Consider the following 19,706-nt stretch of genomic DNA (forward strand, 5'->3'; position numbering starts at 1 on the left):
AACTGAAAATCATTTCTGCAAGAAACCGCTCATCCGTATGTGCGGTTTTTTTGTGCATAAAAAAACCTGCTCAGGGCAGGTTTTTTCTTGGTTATGAGGTTTAGTTTTTAGGTGTCCCGTCTTCGTTTTTATCTACTTTTGGGCGGTTGGCGCGATTGGCCAGCTCCCATGCGGTATAATAAACGAGCCTTGTTCTTTTGGCAAGCATAGGGAAATCTATTTTGCTGATTTCATCCCCAGGCTGGTGGTAATCATCATGTACACCGTTGAAATAGAAGATTACCGGAATTCCATGTTTGGCAAAGTTATAATGGTCAGAACGGTAGTAGAAACGGTTAGGATCTGTTCTGTTATTATATCTTTCATCCAGATTGATGTTCACATAATCTTTGTTCGCTTTTTTGCCAATCTGATCCAGCTCTGAGCTCAGCATGTCTGAACCAATGATGTAAACAAAGTTATTATCAGCAGCATGGTCTTTATCACCTCTGCCAATCATATCAATATTTAGGTTGGTGATGGTGTTTTCCAATGGGAAAATCGGATTTTCTGAATACCATTCCGAGCCCAATAAGCCTTTTTCTTCACCGGTAACGGTCATAAAAAGAATACTTCTTTTCGGTCCTTTACCTGCTTTTTTTGCTTTAGAAAATGCCTCAGCCATCAGGAGAACTCCAGTTGTTCCTGATCCGTCATCATCTGCTCCATTATTGATTTTATCTGCACCTTTTACTTCAGGAGTAATCCCGATATGGTCATAATGTCCGGTAACGACCAAAACTTCATTTTTAAGTTTAGGGTCAGAACCTTCCAGGAATCCAAGGACATTTTCTGCCCTTACTTTTGTTTCCTGTTTCTTTGCATTTGCAGAGATAGAAACGGTAATTTCCTGAGAGGCCGGTTTGCCTGTTTCCGCAATTTTCTTTTTCAATCCAGCGATATCAGTCTTTGCGGCAGCAAGGATCTGATTGGTTAAGGCTGTTCCAATGGTGATGACCGGAACGCCTGCCGGGGCTTTCATTTTTTCAAGTTCCTCTTTTGTTTTCATCACCATTTGTGAGGAAAGGAGGTAACTTTTCAGATTTTCCGGCATCACATCAACGGTAGGATCAATAACCAGGATTGCCGCTGCTTTCTTTTCTGTTAAATATTTGATTTTTGCATTGACTGCACCTCTTCCATTGGAGGAAGTAGTTCCGTTTGGATCTCCTGATTTGAGGATCATCACTATTTTCCCGGTTACATCGACCCCATCAAAGTCATTATATCCATCTTTGGTTAATCCATAACCAGCAAATAAAATGCTGTTGGCATTAAATGCGTACCCTTCTCCTGAAACGGATTGAGGAATGATGTAAAAATCTTTTATGGCTTCTGCCGGCTGTCCGTTTATGGTTAAGATCTGCGAAAGCGTGAAGGTAGCCATGTCTATCGGCTGAAAGTAATCCCCGTTTACCGGACCTTTCAATCCGAGGCTTTTGAAGTAATTCTTAATATAATCTGCGGCCATCCATCCTCCTTTTGTCCCTGTTTCCCGACCTTCATAAGCATCGGAAGCAAGTACAGACAGGTGTTTGTAGGCATTGTCTTTAGTGATGGTCTTACTGAACCTTACTGCGTCCTTGTTTTGTGCGGAAGCAGAACAGGCCATTGTAAGCACAAAACTGGCGTACAAGAAGTGTTTTTTCATGAGTTAATATTTGTGGTTAGCGGTTAGTTCTTAGTTGATATCTCTGAAAATCAGCAGGAGATTTTGTCCACCCTGCCTCCATGTCTGCCTCCTTCGAAAGGGGTATTCAGGAAAGTTGTGGTCATTTCTTTTGCCAGGTCTTCAGAAACAAATCTTGCCGGGATGCACAATATGTTTGCATTGTTATGCATTCTGGACAAGGATGCAATTTCATTAAGCCAGCAAATGGCGGCACGGATATGCTGGTGTTTATTGGCGGTAATGGCGACTCCGTTTGCACTCCCGCAAACAAGGATACCAAAAGTATATTCCTTGCTTTCTACAGCTGATGCTACAGGGTGGGCAAAATCAGGATAGTCTACGGATTGTGTGGAATGTGTGCCAAAATCTTTAACCTCATAATCAGTTAAAAAGGATTTTAACAACTCCTTGTACTCAAAACCTGCATGGTCAGCGCCGATTGCAATTTTAACCTTTGTTTCTGTTGACATTTTCAAAAATATATAGAATAATAATAAACCTGCGTAACCTTCTTGTTAGTCTTTTCTCACTTTAGCCACACCATACAGTTCTTTGTTTTTTTTGCGTTCAATGTTTGCTGAAATATAAATACTCAACTCATAAAGCAAGAACAAAGGAAGGGCAACAATCATCATGGTATAAGGATCGGCTGTAGGGGTAACGACAGCAGCCACGATCAGAATCAGGACGGTTGAATATCTTCTGCTGGCACGCATAAATGCCGGGGTCATTACGCCTAATTTTGATAGGATATAGATGATGACCGGAAGCTGGAAGATGACACCTGAACCCAGTGTCAGGGTCATAACCGAGGATAAGTAAGAATCGATGGTAAAGGTATTCTGAATTTCCGGACTCACGGTAAAGTTGGTAAGGAAATTGATCGATAAAGGGCAGATCATGTAATATCCGAAAAGGATCCCCAGGAAGAAGAGGATAGAAGCAAAGGCAACAAAGCCACTTGCAGATTTTCTTTCATTTTCATGAAGGGCTGGTTTAATGAATAACCAGAGTTCAAACAAAAGGTAAGGAATTCCGAGGATGATCCCTACCATCACACAGGAGTTTAGCTGGAGGGTAAATTGTCCGGCCATTTCTGTGTTGATGATCTTTGCATCAATCTTGGTAATGCAAAAATCCGATCCTATAGCGGGGAACTTCTCAACGAGTTTACACATCATTCTGTAGGTCCAGAAATTGGGGTTCTTAGGCCCCATGATGATGGTATTAAAGATAAAGTCCGTAAAATAAAAAGCTCCGGCAGTTAATACAAAGACAACAGCCAGTGCCCTCAGCAAATGTTTTCTAAGGACATCGATGTGGTCAAAGAAAGACATTTCTGCCTCTAAAGTTTTTCCTTTTTCTTTTATAGCACCAATAAGGTCCCTTTTTTTAGTATCACTCATGTACGTTATTTGTAAAACAAAAATACCATTCTATTGTATTCAGAATGGTATTTACGTTTTAAATCTACTAAATAGTTTTTCTATTCTGAAAATTCGAAGGTTTCCATAAACTTCGTGGTAAAATTACCAGCCCTAAAGTTAGGATCTTTCATCAGTTTTAAGTGGAAAGGTATCGTAGTTTTTACACCTTCAATTACAAATTCACTTAGCGCACGCTCCATTGTACTGATGGCTTCTTCACGTGTCTGAGCCACACAGATCAGTTTAGCAATCATGGAATCGTAGTTGGAAGGAATCTGGTAACCAGCATATACATGGGTATCTACCCTTACGCCATGCCCACCCGGAGAGTGGAAATTGGTGATTTTTCCAGGGCAAGGTCTGAAGTTGTTAAAAGGGTCTTCAGCATTGATCCTGCATTCAATCGCATGCATATCAGGTAAGTAATTTTTTCCGGAGATCGGAACTCCTGAAGCCACTTTAATCTGTTCTTTGATCAGGTCATAGTTGATCACTTCTTCTGTTACCGGGTGTTCCACCTGGATACGGGTATTCATTTCCATGAAATAGAAGTTGCGGTGTTTATCAACCAGGAATTCAATTGTTCCTGCACCTTCATATTGTACAGCGATAGCGCCTTTAATGGCAGCTTCACCCATTCTCTCCCGAAGCTCCGGTGTCATGAAAGGAGATGGTGCTTCTTCTACGAGTTTTTGATGGCGGCGTTGGATAGAGCAATCGCGTTCTGACAAGTGACAGGCTTTACCGTACTGATCTCCGATGATCTGGATTTCAATGTGGCGTGGATCTTCAATATATTTTTCCAGATAAAGGCCATCATTTCCAAAGGCTGCACCCGATTCTTGTCTGGCGCTGTCCCATGCATTTTCAAAGTCTTCATCTTTCCATACTACACGCATTCCTCGTCCACCACCACCGGCAGTAGCTTTCAGAATGACAGGGTAGCCCATATCATTAGCGATTTTAATACCTTCTTTGACACTTTCAAGTAAGCCTTCCGAACCTGGGATGGTTGGCACACCTGCTTTTTTCATGGTTTCTTTTGCGGAAGCTTTATCCCCCATAGAATTGATCTGTTCCGGGGTAGCACCGATAAATTTAATTCCATAATCACGGCAAACCGAAGAAAACTTTGCGTTTTCAGATAAGAAACCGTAACCTGGGTGTATGGCATCTGCATTGGTTAATTCTGCGGCCGAAATGATATTTGGAATGCTCAGGTAAGAATCCTTACTTGGTGGCGGTCCTATACAAACGGCTTCATCGGCAAAGCGTACGTGTAAACTCTCTCTGTCTGCAGTGGAGTAAACCGCAACGGTTTTGATGCCCATTTCTTTACAGGTGCGGATGATGCGTAAAGCAATCTCGCCCCTGTTGGCAATTAGTATCTTTTTAAACATATATGTCTATTAAGTAATGTGTCAAAAAGACAGATTACATAGGTTCAACTAAAAATAACGGTTGGTCATATTCTACTGGAGAAGCATTTTCTACAAGAACCTTAACGATTCTTCCTGAAACTTCACTTTCGATTTCATTGAACAATTTCATGGCTTCAATGATACAGATCACTTTACCTACCGCAACCTCATCACCTACATTTACGAAAGAAGGTTTATCAGGGCTTGATGAACGGTAAAAAGTTCCGATCATAGGCGATTTTATAGTAATGTATTTAGAATCGTCTTCGACAGCAGCAACAGGTGCTTTTGTTTCTGTTGGTACAGCTGGTTGCGGTGCTGCCGCTGCTGGTACAACAGCCGGAGCAATCTGAGCTGGAACAGTTGCATGAACAACAGTAGGAGCCTGATTGGTTTTGATAGTAATTTTGAAGTCTTCCTGCTCAATAGCGACTTCATTTACGCCCGAACGAGAAACAAATTTAATAAGTTCCTGAATTTGTTTGATATCCATTTTTTGGTGTTATTTAGAGAAAACAGTATGTCTTAACAATTACCTAAGTTAAGATTAATTATTTTAATAAAATTTAATAGGCCCATTTTAAGTATACGGAGCCCCAGGTAAAACCGCCTCCGAATGCTGCCAGGATAATGTTATCGCCTTTTTTAAGCTGGCTTTCCCATTCCCATAAGCAAAGGGGGATTGTCCCGTTAGTGGTATTTCCGTAACGTTGAATGTTGATCATTACCTTTTCTGTGCCAAGTCCCATTCTGGATGCGGTGGCATCGATGATCCTTTTGTTGGCCTGATGAGGAACCAACCAAGTCACATCATCAGAAGTAAGCTGATTACGGTCCATGATTTCAGCTGCTACATCAGCCATATTGGTGACTGCAAATTTGAATACTGCCTGACCTTCCTGATGCACGACATGCTCATTATTGTCGACGGTTTCATGGCTTGCAGGTCTTGCTGAGCCTCCCGCTTTCTGATGCAGAAATTGCCTGCCTGAACCATCACTTTTCAGGATGGAATCCTGGATCCCCAGTCCTTCTTCATTTGGCTCTAAAAGAACAGCACCGCAGCCATCACCAAAAATGATGCAGGTGGTGCGGTCCTGATAGTTGATGATAGACGACATCTTATCGCCACCAACAACCAATACTTTTTTATGTTTGCCCGATTCGATAAACTGTGATGCAGTAGAAAGTCCGTAGATGAAGCCGGAGCACGCTGCCTGAAGGTCGTATCCCCAGGCATTTTTAGCACCAATTTTATCGGCCAGGATATTTGCTGATGCAGGAAAAGGCATATCAGGGGTAGTGGTACAGAAGATGATCAGCTCAATTTCTTCCGCAGAAATTCCACGTTTTTTAAGTAGCCCGTTCACGGCCTGAACAGCCATGTCAGAGGTACCTAGTCCTTCACCTTTCAATATTCTCCGCTCTTTGATACCGGTTCTGGAAGTAATCCATTCATCCGTAGTGTCTACAATGGATTCTAGCTCTTTATTAGTCAGTACGTAATCTGGTACGTAACCATTGACAGCCGTAATCGCAGCGTGAATTTTATTCATTTTCAATGTTCTTATTTAAATGCGGCTTGAATTTTACCTACCAAGCCAGTAGTAATCATATCCCTGGATTGTAGGATCATGTTTTTTACGGCTGTCGGACTTGAAATGCCATGACCTATGATCACCGGAGCATTGACACCTAAAACCGGGCTTCCGCCATAGTTTTCATAGTTAAAGCGGTCAAAGAAATCATCTTTTAACCCTCTTTTCAGTGTCAGTACATAAAATGATTCTGCCAGTTTCAGCATTACATTTCCTGTAAATCCATCACATACAATTACGTCAGCTTTATCGTTGAATAAGTCCCTTCCTTCCACATTTCCCACAAAGTTGAAGAGATTGGTATCCTTCATTAAAGGGAAGGTTGCGAGGCTCAGCATGTCGCCTTTCTCGTCTTCTTCACCAATATTCATCAGGGCCACTTTAGGATTGACGATCTGCATGACATATTCCGCATACAAACTTCCCAATATACCAAATTGCAGCAAGGTATCCGGCTTACAGTCGGCATTTGCGCCAACATCAAGCATCAGACCTACGCCACCGCTGAGTTTAGGAAGAAAAGTTGTGAGACATGGCCTGATGATTCCCGGAATAGTTTTGACACTAAATACGGCACCAACAAGCATAGCACCAGAATTACCGGCACTGGCAAAAGAGTCCAGTTTTCCTTCTTTAAGTAAAGAAAAACCAACAGCAATACTGGAATTTGGCTTTTGAACAATGGCCTTAGTGGGATGTTCGCCCATACCGATCACTTCTTCGGTATGAACATATTCAAAGTGATCCGGATTGAATCCGTTTTCAGTGAGAAGGGGCTTAATCTGCTGCGTATCTCCAATCAGCACTATGTGCTCTCCGGGAGATAACAATTGATGGGCAGCTATTGCTCCTAAAACGTTTGCTTTAGGAGCATAGTCTCCGCCCATTATATCGAGACCTATTTTCATAGTAAAAAATCAGTTTGTGTTAGAAGGCAATATTGCCTTTGTTTCCAGTCGCTAAAGGTAAACTTAAACCGACTTAAAACACAAACTATTTTTCAAGAAAATTAACCTATTGAAGTGTTTTCAATAACCAATTTACCGTTGTAGTATAGGTTACCATCAACGTTATATGCATGGTGAGGTACGTGAATTGCACCAGTGGTTTGACAAGTAGCCAAAGAAGGAGCTACAGCTTTATAGTGAGTTCTTCTTTTATCTCTTCTACTTTTAGAAATCTTGCGTTTTGGATGTGCCATTGCTGATTTGTTTAATTATTATTTTAATTTTTTTAATGCTGCCCAACGCGGGTCATCATCGTTGTTTTCTTCTTCTTCGGGTGTTCCGGCCGATAGACTTTTCAATCTGTCGATCATTTCCTGATCACATTTCTGGCCATCGCCATTCTGCTCACAGACTTTAATATAAGGTACCGAAACGGTGATGAGCTCATAAATTGGAAGTGCAACATCAAGTTCACTTTCTTTTTTGCTCAGGACAATGATTTCTAAATCATCACTTTCCAGTTCATCTTCAGCAAATTTTACGATCTGCCTTTCCTGTACTTCTATTGGTGCATTAAATTCTGACAAGCATTTGTCACAATCCAATACGATTGTTCCTTTGATATGGAACTGCAAAATTAACATTGTTTCCTGTTTATCCAGTTCAATGTCAACTTTTAAGGTTCCTTTTTTTACTAAAGAGTACTCAAAGGCGTCAAAAAAGCTGTTATCAATATCAAAGTCAAACTGATGTTTGCCAATTTTTAAGCCGGTAAAGGGGATTGAAAATTGTTTTAGTGGTTTCAATTGTAACAAAATTTTAGCCCGCAAATGTAGGAATTATTTTATAGATATAAAATGTTTTTTCATTCTAATTTGCATCATCTTTTGTATCTGCTGCAGTTTCTATAATTTTTCCGCCACTTCTGAGCTGGTTTTTCAATAATTCTTCCTGTTCTCTTCTGTTCCTTACGATGTGAGTTGCTGCAAATAAGGCTTCTATAAATGAAGTCGGATCTGCAAGGTTCTTGCCGGCAATGTCATATCCTGTGCCATGATCCGGCGAAGTACGTACGATTTTAAGGCCTGCAGAATAGTTTACGCCGGTACTGAAAGCGATGGTTTTGAAGGGGATTAAACCCTGATCATGATACATCGCTAAAACGGCATCAAATTGTTTGTAGCTACCTTTACCAAAAAAGCCGTCGGCAGGGTAAGGACCAAAACAAATTACCCCTTTATCGAAGGCTTGCTGAATGGCCGGCATAATGGTTTCCGCTTCTTCTGTACCCAATAGTCCGTTGTCGCCGGCATGTGGGTTTAGCCCAAGCACCGCAATTTTTGGTTTCTCAATCCAGAAATCCTTCTTTAAACTTTCGTTCATCATCAACAGTTTTTTTACGATTTTATCTGCGGTGATGCTTTTAGGAACGTCTGCAATAGGAATGTGCCCGGTAACGACACCTACTCTGATATCCTCACTTAAAAGGAACATCAGGACGTCATTGCTTCCACTGCGTTCCATCAGGTATTCGGTATGTCCCGGAAATTTGAAGGTTTCAGACTGGATGTTATGTTTATTGATCGGCGCGGTTACTAACGCATCAATATCTCCTTTTATTAAATCTTCTGTCGCTTTTTCTAAAGAAAGCAAGGCGTATTTTCCGCCTGTTTCATTGGCAACGCCAAGTTCTATCTTTACATCTTCTTCCCAGCAGTTGATGATATTTGCCTTTTTAGGATTGGCAAGAGATGGTTCTGTGATGACATTGAAGTTGAAGTCGCTCAGACCTAAAGCCTTGCGATGGTATGAAGCAACTTTAGTGTGTCCGTAAACGATGGGCGTACAGTAATCAAGGATCCTGTTTTCCGATAAAGTTTTAAGGATTACTTCTAAACCGATACCATTGACATCACCTATGCTTATTCCAATTTTAATTTTATTGCTCATACTTCAAGAAAAATTTAGCGCAAAATACAGATTTCATTTTGAAATGACCGGATTTTTCCTGTCGGTGGGTATCCTAAGGCGCAGGATTTACTGCTGACCAGGTTATTTTTCTGTCTGTAAAGTGTTCAAAAGCATTAAATCCTGATTTCAGGCAGATGTCCGATATATTCAAAAAGAAAATGCTCTCCTTTGAGCAGATCTCCGTCCACTTTATCAGGTTGTTTAAGAATCAGATCCTTGTGTATATCCTCTAATTCAAAGGACAATTCTTCTTGCCCGATGTGATTTATTTCTTGCCGGATGGTCTCAAGGATTTCATATAACCTCATTGTTGCTGATTTTTATCATTCAAATTTCCAATAATTTCAGCTGTAATTCAAATCCCGATCATCAGGTAAAGATTTTATCGTCTTTCTCTGTGAAAATGAAAAGTCCGGTTTTAATACCATTGAGGGGCTTTCAGCCGAATGTTAGTCTAATACTCGTAAAACTTTGCTTATTTTGCAGCTTTTAGGAGAAGTATATATGAGTTTGGTTAGGGCAAAGAAACATTTAGGACAACATTTTTTAACCGACAAAAAGATTGCGGCAAAAATTGTAAACGGCCTGGTGCATACCGATCAGTACAAGCAGGTGCTTGAAGTTGGTCCTGGAATGGGAATTCTTTCAGATATTTTATTGGAAAGAGAAGATCTGGAAACTTTTCTGATTGATATTGATGTGGAATCTTACCATTTTCTTCAGGAGAAGTACCCTCAGTTGGGAGGCCGTTTGATCAATGGCGATTTCCTGGCTTTAGACCTTTCGTCGATATTTAAAGAAAAATATGCGATCATTGGGAACTTCCCTTATAATATATCCTCACAGATTCTTTTCAAGATTCTGGAAAACCGCGGACAGGTAGTTGAGATGGTAGGGATGTTTCAGAAGGAAGTTGCCGAACGTTGTGCTTCCAAGTCAGGAACTAAAGATTATGGAATTTTAAGTGTGCTGATCCAGGCATATTATGATATAGAGTATTTATTTACCGTGAAGCCGGGAACCTTCAATCCACCTCCGAAAGTTAACTCTGGGGTGATCCGATTGAGCCGTAACCAGGTGGAAAGTCTTCCATGTGATGAAAAGCTTTTCTGGCGTACGGTAAAAGCGGGTTTCAATCAAAGAAGAAAAACTTTGAGAAATGCTCTTTCAGGTATGGTTCCAAAAGATAAGATGGATGATCATATTTTCTTTGATAAACGCGCAGAACAATTAAGTGTAGAGCAGTTCATTGAGCTGACCCAACATTTAGCCCATCTTTCACAATAACAACCATTCATTTTAGACGTAATGAGCAAAAGGAAAATTTTAATTGTTGACGAATTGCATCCTATTTTTAAGGAGCGTGCGATAGCTTTAGGATATGAAGTGGACGATGAGCCTCTTTTTACCCGGGAGCAAACTTTAGCTGCGATTTCTGCTTGCCAGGGAATTGCCGTGAGAACAAAATTCAGGATTGATCAGGAGCTGATGGAGGCTGCTCCATCTCTTAAATTCATAGCGAGAGCAGGCGCCGGACTGGATAATATCGATGAAGCCTACGCTTTAAGCCGCAATATTGCTTTGCTCAATGCTCCGGAAGGTAATATGGATGCTGTGGGAGAACATGCTACCGGTTTGCTGTTGTCTTTAATGAACAATTTTCGGAATGCAGATCGGGAAGTGCGTAATGGCACCTGGGACAGAGAAGGAAACAGAGGTTATGAGCTTAAGGGAAAAACTGTTGGCATTATTGGCTACGGTTTTATGGGAAAAAGTTTTGCTAAAAAGCTTTCCGGCTTTGAGGTTAATGTGATTGCTTATGATAAGTATAAAACAGGTTTTGGCGATGCGTATGCAAAAGAAGTGAGCATGGAAGAGATCGTCAGGCAAAGTGATGTATTGAGTTTGCATATTCCTCTGACCGAAGAAACACGTCAGATGGTAAATGAGGAGTACCTTTTTCATTTTCGCAAACCTTTCTTTTTTATCAACACTGCAAGGGGAGAGATTGTGAATACAGCAGCAGTGCTGGACGCAATTCGTTCAGGAAAAATTCTGGGAGCAGGATTAGATGTTTTAGAGGTTGAGAAATTTCCGGCATTGTCAGATCAGGATTGGTTTACTACACTTAAATCTGAAGGAAAAGTGATCCTGACCCCACATGTTGGGGGCTGGACTTTTGAATCTTATCGTAAAATATCAGAAGTTTTAGCAGAGAAGCTTTCTTCTGTCATTTAATCATAGATTTTACTAAAACTGCCGAAATTCAAATTAAATAATTTGTTTTTGTGGTTGTACCCGATTATCTTCGTTTTTATTGAAGCAAGACTATGTAGGTTTAAAAACCGATGTAGTCTTGTTTGTTTTTTATAGTAATACATAAAATAAATTGAGCTATGACAGAGGTTACCTATTATACCCAAGATGGTTTAGACAGACTAAAGGAAGAATTACATCATATGAAAACTACCGGAAGACAACTGATCTCTAAGGCGATTGCCGAAGCTAGAGATAAAGGGGATCTTTCTGAGAATGCGGAATATGATGCAGCAAAGGAGGCGCAGGGTTTGCACGAAGCTAAAATAGCAAAATTGGCAGCAACACTCTCTACAGCCAGATTAATTGATGAATCCAAGCTTGATACCTCCAAGGTATTGGCATTATCTATAGTAAAGATCAAAAATGTTAAAAACGGAGCTACCATGTCTTATCAGTTGGTAGCGGAAAGTGAGGCCGACCTTAAAACCGGTAAAATCTCCGTAAAATCGCCGATTGCCCAAGGACTATTGGGAAAATCAGTAGGTGATAAAACAGAGATTCAGGTTCCTGCAGGAAAGATTGAATTCGAGATATTAGAAATTACCAGATAATCCTTTAAATTTTATCCCAATGGCAAGTATATTTTCAAAAATAGTAGATGGCGAGATCCCTGCGCATGTGGTAGCGGAAACGACAGAATTTCTGGCTTTCCTGGATGTAAATCCCCTCACAATGGGACATGTTCTGGTGATTCCTAAAAAGGAAATTGATTACATTTTTGACATGGACGAAGAAAGCTATTTTGGGCTGACTTTATTTGCTAAAATTGTAGCTACAGGCTTAAAAGAGGCTTTCCCTTGTAAAAAAGTGGGTGTAGCTGTGATTGGGCTGGAAGTACCCCATGTTCATATTCACCTCATTCCGATGAATGCAGTAAACGATATGAACTTTAGTAAAGAAAAATTAAAACCTTCGCAGGAAGAATTGGCAGAAGCGGCAATAAAGATTAAGGCTGCACTAAATGAGACTACTGCTTAAGGCCGGGACATTTTGATTTGTACCGCATAAAAAAGTGGGTATTCAATTCTGAATATCCACTTTTTTATTTGAAAGGGTGCCTTATCTCCGGCAATGTTTTGTTGCTATTTTAGAAAGTGCTGGAGAAGGAGGTATCTTTTGTTGATTCATTTGTTCCTCTATGGAAGCTGTGGTTGATTTTTTCAGGATCAGAGATGATATCACAGATCAGTTCATCAATTTGAGACCGATCTACGTTTGGCATACAAATGATGTGGGATAAACCGCTTTCCGAAGCAAGCTGCCATTTCTGACAAATCCATTTTGAAGGTGCGGGAAAAACAACAGTAATGGCATTATGATTTCTCCAGGCCTCGATTCCGAGACTCTTTAGCTGTTCTTCTGCATAAGCGGCGATTGCCAGACTGTGCATTGCTCTTTCTTTTAATCCTTTCATTCCCAGTTTTTTCAAGGTATACCAAAGAAACAGCGGGCTATGTCCATTTCTGGAGCCGGTGATGGTCGTGTCTACACTACCAATGTAGTCGATGGAGCGCGCAATTCTATCCCGGTTAGTCTTCTTCACAATTACAAGTCCGCAAGGCATGGGAGAGCCGATGAATTTATGTCCGCTGATGGCGATGCTGTCTACGCCATCGGCAAAGTCGAAAGCCGGACGCGGTTCGATAAAAGCGCTGTAACTTCCGGATAAGGCGCCATCTGCATGGATATAATGGTTTTTGATGGCCAGATTTTTCAGGATGCCTTTAATTCTTCTGACATCATCTCTTGCTTCTGTCATCGTTGTTCCTATGTTGGCAAAGATCACGACTGGCAGGTGACGGTTCATAAGCAGACTGTTATGAAGGTCTTCATAATCCATCTCTCCGTTGGCCTGTGAGCGGATCGCAATATTAGGCATGTTCAACAGCAAAAGGTTTTTCTGGACACTGTAATGCGTGGAATCAGAATAATAAACCATTGCCTTTGGATAAAGCTCTCTGGCCAGGTAAAGACCATACATGTTTCCTTCAGAGCCGCCATTGGTAACATATCCCCACCAGTTGTCCTGCTGGGCACGGAAGAGTTCCGCGAAGAAGTGTACAACGTCTCTTTCCATCTCCCTGGTGTCCACCGCATACGTCGATTCTGTAAAAGGATCCCCAAGGTTGTTGATCGGATATTGCAAAAAAGGAAGGAGTGGTGTATAATCGAAATCTTTTGATACCGGATAACCAAGGAACAAACTGGTTTTCGATTGCACCTTCTCATATAACTCTGAGAGTCTTTTATTATCTTCAGTTGAAAGATTAAATTCCATGGTTGTTCAGATTGTTTAGTCTTCAAATTTATATATAACCATTTTATTGATCTTTATATTTGATTATAATAGAAAATAAACACTTAATTTGTGATTTAATCAGATTTATTGATCTGAAATGAGCTTAATTATTTTTGAAATCAGAAAAACTAAACTAGATGGAACACTTCGATAAGATGGATCAGCGCATTTTAAATGCTTTACAACATAATGCAAGAATGAACACCAAGGAGATTGCACATAAAGTAGGTTTAACCGTTACGCCGACTTATGAACGTTTAAAAAAGATCGAGAAATCCGGAGTAATCAAGAACTATGTGACTTTGCTGGATCGGGAAAAGATCGGCAAAACATTAGCGGCATTTTGTAATGTGACTTTACAGGTGCACTCTCTTCCCCTGTTAAAGAAGTTTGAGGCGGCAATGAGTAAGCTGGATGAGGTTATGGAATGCTACCACGTTGCGGGAACCTATGATTACCTGTTAAAGGTAGTGGTCAATGACATGAACAGGTATCAGGACTTTTTAACCAATAAATTGGCCGCGATAGAGAATATCGCAAATGTAAACAGTTTATTTGTGATGACAGAGATTAAGCATACTACAGCCTATGTGATCGATAAATAGCTGTTATTTTAATTTTTCATTGTTCTTGTGCCGATCCGCGTCCCGGATTGACTTTTTGATCAGATTTTTTTCCATAGCCTCGGTCAGGTCTATTCCTGTCTGGTTGGCCAGGCAGATGAGGACGAACAGCACATCAGCCATTTCATCTGCAAGGTCTACTGCTTCATCACTTTTCTTGAAAGACTGCTCGCCATATTTTCTGGACATAATCCTGGCAACTTCGCCAACTTCTTCCATCAGGATTGCAGTATTGGTGAGTTCGTTAAAATAACGGATACCTGTATTTTTTATCCATTGATCTACGGTTTCCTGTGCTTCTGATATGGTCATGTTATTCTTTGTTTTTGGTATCTATCATGATGGTAACTGGACCATCATTTAATAAGCTGATTTTCATGTCGGCTCCAAATATTCCGGTCTGTACCTCTTTTTGCAGAAGAACAGTCAGTCGTCGGATCATTTCTTCGTAAAGAGGAATGGCTTTATCTGGTCGGGCGGCTCTGGTGAAACCCGGTCTGTTGCCTTTTTTGGTGGCTGCAAATAAAGTAAACTGACTGATCAGGAGGATATTTCCGTTCACATCCGCCAGGGATTTATTCATCAGGCCATTTTCATCACTAAAGATTCTCATGTTGACGATCTTCTGACTAAGCCATTCCAGATCTTCGGAAGTGTCGGCATCTTCAATACCTAATAAAACGAGGAATCCGGTTTCAATGCTGCCGGTAGTTTTACCTTCCACTAAGCATGCAGCTTCAGTAACTCTTTGTATGATTGCTCTCATATTGGTTTAAGCACGGGTTTCATTACCATTATAGATGCTGAGGTAACTTTCGTACCTGCTGATCTCAATTTCTCCGTTTTCGACTGCTTTGATTACTGCACAACCGGGCTCATTGACGTGTCTGCAGTTGTTAAACCTGCATTGATTGAGTAAAGCACGCATTTCTCTGAAGTAATGCCCCAGTTCTTCGGGTCTGATGTCGAAAATTCCCAGTTCTCTGATACCGGGAGTATCGATCAGGTATCCTCCAAAGGGAAGGGTATGCATTTCTGCAAAAGTAGTGGTATGCTGACCTTTATCACTTGCTTCAGAAATTTCGCCTGTTTTGATGCTTCTACCGGGGAGCAGCACATTGATCAGGCTGGATTTTCCTACTCCGGAGTGTCCGGAGAAAAGGGTGGTTTTGTCTTTTAACAGATTTTCTATCTGAGGAATATTGGTTCCTTCCAGAGCTGATACCGTATAGCAGGGATAACCAATGTTCTCGTAAATGCTTTTGTAATCTTCCAGAATGGCCAATCCATCTTCGTTGAATAAATCAAGCTTATTGAAGATCAGTACTGCCGGAATATCGTAGGCCTCCGCAGTGGCCAGAAAGCGATCAATAAAACCTAAAGAGGTACGTGGCGAAGCAAGGGTAACCACCAAAAAAGCCTGATCCAGATTGGCGGCAATAATCTGCGCCTGCTTAGACAGGTTAATAGATTTACGGATGATGTAATTCTTCCGGTCATGTAGTTTATTAATGATGCCATTGTCTGAATTGGGTTCCAGTTCAAATTCAACCTGATCGCCAACAGCAATGGGATTGGTAGTTTGAATGCCTTGAATCCGGAACTTACCTTTAATACGGCAGTCGTAGTCAACGCCATCTTCTGCGTGTACCTGATACCAGCTTCCTGTTGATTTTATTACTAATCCTTGCATATGATGGGGTAAAGGTAAGAAATTGTTTTAGTGTTGGCTACTTAGCGCCTGATATGCTTCAAACGCAAAATTTTGAAAAACCAGATAAATATTTTACTAATCATTTGCTAATTAGAAAAATATAACTTTACTTTACGTCAGAGCACAGTAAGTGTAAAAAATACAATGTTTAATAATTCAACCATTATTTCCATTATTACCACCACCGGGATATCTCGGAGGGAGGCTAGCTAATGGGTAAAAATAAAAAAATAAAAACCACAAAAAGCGCCTTCCTCTAACCGGGGAAGGCGCTTTTTTTTTAACCTTAAACTATGAACATTTTAAAATTTGGAGGTACATCTGTCGGTTCTTTGCAAAGCATCACTGCATTGTTAAGTATCCTTAAGGATCAGCAAGGAGCTGAAAATCCTATTGTCGTCTTATCTGCCATGAGCGGGGTAACCAATGCCCTGGTCGAGATGGCAGAAAACGCAGGACATGCTAGAGACTATAGCGAGGAGTTAAAAATAATTGAGAAGAAACACTTTGATGTGATTCGTGCTTTATTGCCCGCGAACGCACAGAACCCGGTACTGACCAAACTCAAAATTTACTTTAATGAACTGGAAGAGATTTTGCAATCGGTATATAACCTTCGGGAGCTGAGCCTGCAGACAAAAGACCTGATCTTAAGTTATGGAGAACGTTGTTCTACGGTAATGATCAGTCATATCGCTAAACAAACCTTCCCCAATGCTTTGTATGTTGACGGATCAGAACTCATTAAGACAGATCAGAATTTTGGCCAGGCAAAAGTAAATACTTATCTCACAGAAACGCTGATCAGAGATTTTCAGGAGAGTAACGCTGATAAATTGTTATTTGTAACTGGTTTTATTGCGAGTAATGATGAGGGTAGAATCACCACACTCGGACGCGGAGGAAGTGATTATACGGCTGCCATCTGGGGATCTGCACTAAATGCAGGAGAGATCCAGATCTGGACAGATGTAGACGGTATGCTGACTGCTGATCCGAGAATGGTTAAAAAAGCTTTCTCTCTACCAGAGCTTAGTTATACAGAAGCAATGGAGCTTTCTTATTTTGGGGCAAAGGTGATTTATCCTCCAACGATGATCCCTGCATTTTTAAAAAGAATCCCCATTGTGATCAAAAATACTTTCAATGTGGATTTTCCCGGAACTTATATCAAGCATGGCACCAGTGCTTCGAAATTGCCGATCAAAGGAATTTCTTCTATTGATGAGATCAGTGTTTTAAACCTTACCGGAAGTGGAATGGTTGGGAAGGCCGGCTTTAGCGGAAGGTTGTTCTCTCTTTTATCGCGCGAGCAGATCAACATTATTCTGATTACACAATCTTCATCGGAGCACAGCATCACTTTTGCCGTGAAACCTGCTGATGCGTTGAAAGCGTTGGCGTTGATCAATAAAGAGTTTGAGCTGGAACTGCAGGCCCGTAAGCTGGAATATCCTGAAGTTGAAAATGGATTGGCCGCCCTGGCTATTGTGGGGGAGAACATGAAAAAAACACCTGGAATGTCAGGCAAATTATTTTCTGCTCTGGGTAGAAACGGGGTCAATGTAAGGGCTATTGCACAGGGTTCTTCTGAGTATAATATTTCCGTGATCATTTCTAAACCAGACCTTTCAAAGGCCGTAAACGCAGTGCACGATGCTTTTTATGCCAATCTGAAAAGAACATTACATGTGTTTTGCCTGGGGACAGGTAATATTGGAAAGACTTTATTTACACAACTGAAATCTCAAATGGATTTCCTATCCAGCAATAACGACCTTCAGGTAAAGGTGATGGGGATAAGTAATACCAGGAAGATGTACCAGAATCCGGAAGGAATTGCTTTAAGCAGTTGGGAGAAAGATCTGGATGCCCATGGCGAGCCGGCTGATTTAGCGGTATTCATCAAACAGATGAAAGCAATGAACCTGCCTAATTGTGTGTTTGTGGATAATACCGCAAGCCATAATCCCATTCAGTTTTACCAGGATATATTACAATCAAGTATCTCTGTAGTGACTTGCAATAAGATTGGTAATTCTGCAGATTACGAACAATATGTTGCCTTTAAGCAGGCTGCGAGAAAATACGGGGTAGACTTTTATTACGAAACAAATGTGGGAGCCGGATTACCGATCATCCGTACTTTAAAGGACCTGATGATGAGCGGAGATCGTATTGACCGTATTGAAGCCATTTTATCCGGAACCATCTCTTATATCTTCAATAATTATAAAGGAGATCAGTTATTCCATGAAGTGGTGAAAGAAGCGCAGGATAAGGGTTATACAGAGCCAGATCCAAGGGATGACCTGAATGGAAAAGATTTTATGAGAAAGATGCTGATTCTTGCCCGGGATGCCGGATATCCACTGGAAGAAAGTGATATTGAAATCGAAAGTATGCTTCCTCCGGCTTGTCTGGCAGCAGCTACTGTAGCAGATTTCTATCAGGAACTGGAAAATAATAGTGCGTATTTTGAAAAACTGAAAGAGGAGGCCGCGGCAAGTCAGAAAGTGTTGCGCTATATCGGTAAACTGGAAGCCGGAAAGGTGGTGATTACTTTGCAAATGGTAGATGACAGTCATCCTTTCTACATGCTTTCAGGAAGTGACAATATTATTTCCTTTACTACTGACCGGTATAAGGACCGTCCATTGGTTGTTAAGGGGCCAGGTGCCGGTGCTGAAGTCACCGCTGCCGGTGTTTTTGCTGATATTATTAATGTAGGTAAACGATGAGCGCGTCTATAAAAGTTTTTGCCCCTGCCACTGTTGCGAATGTGGTTTGCGGATATGATGTTCTGGGCTTTGCGGTTAACGAGCCTGGTGATGAAGTGATTATGAAATTAACGGAAGGTTCAGGAATCAGAATTACAAAGATTACTGGTGACGAGGGGCGTTTGCCGTTGGATCCCCAAAAAAATACGGTAAGTGCCAGCGTACAACATTACCTGAACCACATTGGGAAACCGGATGTTGGAGTAGAAATAGAATTGCATAAGAAAATGCCGATTGGCAGTGGACTGGGATCCAGTTCCGCCAGTACGGTAGCAGGTTTATTTGCCGTAAATACTTTGTTTGATAATTTATTGACCAATAAAGAACTGGTTCCTTTTGCAATGAAAGGAGAGGAGCTGGCTTGTGGTTACGGGCATGCCGACAACGTGGCTCCGGCACTTTTAGGGGGCTTTGTATTGATCAGAAGCTATCAGCCTTTAGACATCATTAGTTTGCCTCACCCTGATGATCTTTACGCAGCCATTGTATACCCGGAAGTGGATGTGCCAACGAAAGACGCAAGACAGATGATCCGGTCTAAAGTATTGCTGAAAGATGCGGTTACCCAATGGGGAAATGTTGCCGGTCTGGTTAGTGGACTGTTTATGAAAGATTATGATCTCATCGGCAGGAGTATGACTGATATTCTGGTAGAACCTACCCGTTCTATTTTAATCCCTGATTTCTATAAATTGAGGAGCCTGGCTATGAAAACAGGGGCTACAGGCTTTGGTATTTCAGGTTCTGGCCCATCTGTATTTGCTTTGACAAAAGACGAGGCAACCGCCAGGGCAATTACTCAGAAATTGCAGCAACACTTAAAAGGTATTGGCATCAATAGCCTTTCTTTTGTGTCGGAAGTAAATAAAAAAGGCCCTGTTATTTTAGATTAACTC

The 19,706-nt window shown here is 41.1% G+C and carries 22 protein-coding genes; 7 read left to right on the plus strand and 15 right to left on the minus strand.

The window, feature by feature from the left end; genetic code table 11:
• Positions 1–100 precede the first annotated feature (100 nt).
• From BFS30_RS07185 to BFS30_RS07230, 11 genes are all read right to left on the minus strand, one after another.
• The gene (locus BFS30_RS07185; protein WP_069378665.1) at positions 101–1,690 is read right to left on the minus strand and encodes a M28 family peptidase; all 1,590 of its coding nucleotides are present in this window, start codon (positions 1,688–1,690) and stop codon (positions 101–103) included.
• Positions 1,691–1,740: 50 nt separating this feature from the next.
• A complete protein-coding gene (rpiB, locus tag BFS30_RS07190) occupies positions 1,741–2,181 on the minus strand; it encodes a ribose 5-phosphate isomerase B (protein ID WP_069378666.1) in 441 nt (146 codons plus the stop codon).
• A 45-nt stretch (positions 2,182–2,226) separates the two neighbouring features.
• On the minus strand, positions 2,227–3,117 hold the full coding sequence (gene tatC, locus BFS30_RS07195; protein WP_069378667.1) for a twin-arginine translocase subunit TatC: 891 nt from the start codon (positions 3,115–3,117) through the stop codon (positions 2,227–2,229).
• A gap of 80 nt (positions 3,118–3,197) precedes the next feature.
• The gene (gene accC / locus BFS30_RS07200; RefSeq protein ID WP_069378668.1) at positions 3,198–4,538 is read right to left on the minus strand and encodes an acetyl-CoA carboxylase biotin carboxylase subunit; all 1,341 of its coding nucleotides are present in this window, start codon (positions 4,536–4,538) and stop codon (positions 3,198–3,200) included.
• Positions 4,539–4,572: 34 nt separating this feature from the next.
• Entirely contained in the window at positions 4,573–5,052 is a 480-nt protein-coding gene (gene accB / locus BFS30_RS07205; RefSeq protein ID WP_069378669.1) for an acetyl-CoA carboxylase biotin carboxyl carrier protein, read from the minus strand.
• A 73-nt stretch (positions 5,053–5,125) separates the two neighbouring features.
• Positions 5,126–6,115, minus strand: a complete 990-nt coding sequence (locus tag BFS30_RS07210) for a beta-ketoacyl-ACP synthase III (protein ID WP_069378670.1) — start codon at positions 6,113–6,115, stop codon at positions 5,126–5,128.
• Positions 6,116–6,126: 11 nt separating this feature from the next.
• A complete protein-coding gene (gene plsX / locus BFS30_RS07215) occupies positions 6,127–7,065 on the minus strand; it encodes a phosphate acyltransferase PlsX (RefSeq protein WP_069378671.1) in 939 nt (312 codons plus the stop codon).
• A 101-nt stretch (positions 7,066–7,166) separates the two neighbouring features.
• Positions 7,167–7,358: a 50S ribosomal protein L32 gene (gene rpmF / locus BFS30_RS27365; RefSeq protein WP_073238280.1), complete on the minus strand. Its 192-nt coding sequence runs from the start codon at positions 7,356–7,358 to the stop codon at positions 7,167–7,169.
• Positions 7,359–7,376: 18 nt separating this feature from the next.
• Positions 7,377–7,910 carry a YceD family protein gene (locus BFS30_RS07220; protein ID WP_069378672.1) on the minus strand — a complete coding sequence of 178 codons (534 nt, stop codon included), beginning with the start codon at positions 7,908–7,910 and terminating at the stop codon, positions 7,377–7,379.
• 64 nt (positions 7,911–7,974) lie between these two features.
• On the minus strand, positions 7,975–9,054 hold the full coding sequence (pdxA, locus tag BFS30_RS07225) for a 4-hydroxythreonine-4-phosphate dehydrogenase PdxA (protein ID WP_069378673.1): 1,080 nt from the start codon (positions 9,052–9,054) through the stop codon (positions 7,975–7,977).
• 134 nt (positions 9,055–9,188) lie between these two features.
• Positions 9,189–9,383, minus strand: coding sequence for a hypothetical protein (locus BFS30_RS07230; protein WP_069378674.1), 195 nt, complete (start codon positions 9,381–9,383; stop codon positions 9,189–9,191).
• 196 nt (positions 9,384–9,579) lie between these two features.
• Between BFS30_RS07230 and rsmA the strand changes: the two genes are divergently transcribed.
• The 4 genes from rsmA (at position 9,580) to BFS30_RS07250 (ending at position 12,372) form a co-directional block, all read left to right on the plus strand.
• On the plus strand, positions 9,580–10,362 hold the full coding sequence (rsmA, locus tag BFS30_RS07235; protein ID WP_069378675.1) for a 16S rRNA (adenine(1518)-N(6)/adenine(1519)-N(6))-dimethyltransferase RsmA: 783 nt from the start codon (positions 9,580–9,582) through the stop codon (positions 10,360–10,362).
• 21 nt (positions 10,363–10,383) lie between these two features.
• Positions 10,384–11,313: a 2-hydroxyacid dehydrogenase gene (locus tag BFS30_RS07240; protein ID WP_069378676.1), complete on the plus strand. Its 930-nt coding sequence runs from the start codon at positions 10,384–10,386 to the stop codon at positions 11,311–11,313.
• Positions 11,314–11,471: 158 nt separating this feature from the next.
• Entirely contained in the window at positions 11,472–11,945 is a 474-nt protein-coding gene (greA, locus tag BFS30_RS07245; protein WP_069378677.1) for a transcription elongation factor GreA, read from the plus strand.
• 19 nt (positions 11,946–11,964) lie between these two features.
• The gene (locus BFS30_RS07250; protein WP_069378678.1) at positions 11,965–12,372 is read left to right on the plus strand and encodes an HIT family protein; all 408 of its coding nucleotides are present in this window, start codon (positions 11,965–11,967) and stop codon (positions 12,370–12,372) included.
• 109 nt (positions 12,373–12,481) lie between these two features.
• Here BFS30_RS07250 and BFS30_RS07255 read toward each other — a convergent pair whose 3' ends face one another.
• Positions 12,482–13,672: a histidine decarboxylase gene (locus tag BFS30_RS07255; RefSeq protein WP_069378679.1), complete on the minus strand. Its 1,191-nt coding sequence runs from the start codon at positions 13,670–13,672 to the stop codon at positions 12,482–12,484.
• Positions 13,673–13,830: 158 nt separating this feature from the next.
• On the opposite strand from BFS30_RS07255, the gene BFS30_RS07260 reads away from it, so the two are divergent.
• Complete coding sequence (locus BFS30_RS07260) at positions 13,831–14,298, plus strand: Lrp/AsnC family transcriptional regulator (RefSeq protein ID WP_069378680.1); 468 nt, start codon at positions 13,831–13,833, stop codon at positions 14,296–14,298.
• 3 nt (positions 14,299–14,301) lie between these two features.
• On the opposite strand, the gene BFS30_RS07265 is transcribed toward BFS30_RS07260, so the two are convergent.
• Genes BFS30_RS07265 through rsgA form a run of 3 tightly spaced genes read right to left on the minus strand, consistent with a single transcriptional unit; the run spans position 14,302 to position 16,009 of the window.
• Complete coding sequence (locus tag BFS30_RS07265) at positions 14,302–14,628, minus strand: nucleotide pyrophosphohydrolase (RefSeq protein WP_069378681.1); 327 nt, start codon at positions 14,626–14,628, stop codon at positions 14,302–14,304.
• Position 14,629: 1 nt separating this feature from the next.
• A complete protein-coding gene (gene dtd / locus BFS30_RS07270) occupies positions 14,630–15,082 on the minus strand; it encodes a D-aminoacyl-tRNA deacylase (protein WP_069378682.1) in 453 nt (150 codons plus the stop codon).
• A gap of 6 nt (positions 15,083–15,088) precedes the next feature.
• Positions 15,089–16,009: a ribosome small subunit-dependent GTPase A gene (gene rsgA / locus BFS30_RS07275; RefSeq protein ID WP_069378683.1), complete on the minus strand. Its 921-nt coding sequence runs from the start codon at positions 16,007–16,009 to the stop codon at positions 15,089–15,091.
• A 314-nt stretch (positions 16,010–16,323) separates the two neighbouring features.
• On the opposite strand from rsgA, the gene thrA reads away from it, so the two are divergent.
• Together thrA and BFS30_RS07285 are read left to right on the plus strand one after the other, a co-directional pair.
• The gene (thrA, locus tag BFS30_RS07280) at positions 16,324–18,771 is read left to right on the plus strand and encodes a bifunctional aspartate kinase/homoserine dehydrogenase I (RefSeq protein ID WP_069378684.1); all 2,448 of its coding nucleotides are present in this window, start codon (positions 16,324–16,326) and stop codon (positions 18,769–18,771) included.
• The gene (locus tag BFS30_RS07285; RefSeq protein ID WP_069378685.1) at positions 18,768–19,703 is read left to right on the plus strand and encodes a homoserine kinase; all 936 of its coding nucleotides are present in this window, start codon (positions 18,768–18,770) and stop codon (positions 19,701–19,703) included. The genes thrA and BFS30_RS07285 overlap by 4 nt, the downstream gene beginning before the upstream one ends.
• Positions 19,704–19,706: the final 3 nt, after the last annotated feature.

It is taken from the genome of Pedobacter steynii, from assembly GCF_001721645.1.
GTDB lineage: Bacteria > Bacteroidota > Bacteroidia > Sphingobacteriales > Sphingobacteriaceae > Pedobacter > Pedobacter steynii_A.